The sequence below is a fragment of the Variovorax sp. 01T439_2 genome, assembly GCF_056398445.1.
The window spans coordinates 1-1,070 of the sequence record NZ_JBFTPJ010001342.1; the positions used below are offsets into that span (position 1 = coordinate 1).

The 1,070-nt window shown below is 61.9% G+C and carries 2 protein-coding genes and 1 pseudogene; all 3 read left to right on the top strand.

Going from position 1 to position 1,070, the window contains the following annotated elements; all coding sequences use genetic code 11:
• A pseudogene (locus AC1DOC_RS34790) lies at positions 1 to 76 on the top strand (50S ribosomal protein L6); the annotation flags it as partial.
• A 14-nt stretch (positions 77 to 90) separates the two neighbouring features.
• Complete coding sequence (gene rplR / locus AC1DOC_RS34795; RefSeq protein WP_021012927.1) at positions 91 to 456, top strand: 50S ribosomal protein L18; 366 nt, start codon at positions 91 to 93, stop codon at positions 454 to 456.
• Positions 457 to 474: 18 nt separating this feature from the next.
• Positions 475 to 993, top strand: a complete 519-nt coding sequence (gene rpsE / locus AC1DOC_RS34800; RefSeq protein ID WP_015867795.1) for a 30S ribosomal protein S5 — start codon at positions 475 to 477, stop codon at positions 991 to 993.
• Positions 994 to 1,070: the final 77 nt, after the last annotated feature.

The following is a 1,070-nucleotide window of genomic DNA, read 5'->3' on the forward strand; positions in this document are numbered from 1 at the left end:
GCCTGAGCCCTACAAGGGCAAGGGCATCCGTTATTCGGACGAGAAGATCGTGATCAAAGAGACCAAGAAGAAGTAAGGGGCAGCAAAATGATGTTGACCAAAAAAGCACAGCGTCTTCGCCGCTCGCGCCAGACCCGCATCCGCATCGCGACGCAGGGCGTGGCCCGTCTGACGGTGAACCGCACCAACCTGCACATCTATGCCACCGTCATCTCCGACGACGGCACCAAGGTGATCGCCACCGCATCGACGGCCGAAGCCGAAGTGCGCGCTGCACTCGGCGGTTCGGGCAAGGGCGGCAATGCCGCCGCTGCAACGGCCATCGGCAAGCGCATCGCTGAAAAGGCGAAGGCTGCCGGCGTCGAGAAGGTCGCCTTCGACCGCGCTGGTTTCGCGTACCACGGCCGCGTCAAGGCGCTGGCCGACGCTGCCCGCGAAGCCGGCCTGCAGTTCTAAACGGACACGAGATTCAAAATGGCAAAGATTCAAGCAAGAACGCAGAACGAAGGCCCTGAAGACGGTTTGCGCGAGAAGATGATCGCGATCAACCGCGTCACCAAGGTGGTGAAGGGTGGTCGTATCCTCGGTTTCGCAGCACTCACCGTCGTGGGCGACGGCGACGGCCGCGTCGGCATGGGCAAGGGCAAGTCCAAGGAAGTGCCTGCTGCCGTGCAGAAGGCGATGGAAGAAGCCCGTCGCAACCTGGCCAAGATCTCGATCAAGAACGGCACGCTGCATCACCGCGTGACGGGCCATTGGGGCGCTGCCTCGGTGGTCATGATCCCGGCCCCGAAGGGTACCGGCATCATCGCCGGCGGCCCGATGCGCGCCGTGTTCGAAGTCATGGGCATCACCGACATCGTGGCCAAGAGCCATGGTTCGTCGAACCCCTACAACATGGTTCGCGCCACGCTCGACGGGTTGAAGAACTCGACGACCGCGTCCGAAGTGGCTGCCAAGCGCGGCCTGACCGTCGAAGAAATCTTCGCCTGAGCGCAAGCTCTCGCAAGGCTGAAGGAAGCATTCAAATGACGACGCAACAACAAACCCTCAAGGTGCAATTGGTCAAG

Bases quoted from the DNA above. Each gene is read 5' to 3' on its own strand.
- rplR (WP_021012927.1), top strand. From the start codon at position 91: ATGTTGACCAAAAAAGCACAGCGTCTTCGCCGCTCGCGCCAGACCCGC.
- rpsE (WP_015867795.1), top strand. From the start codon at position 475: ATGGCAAAGATTCAAGCAAGAACGCAGAACGAAGGCCCTGAAGACGGT.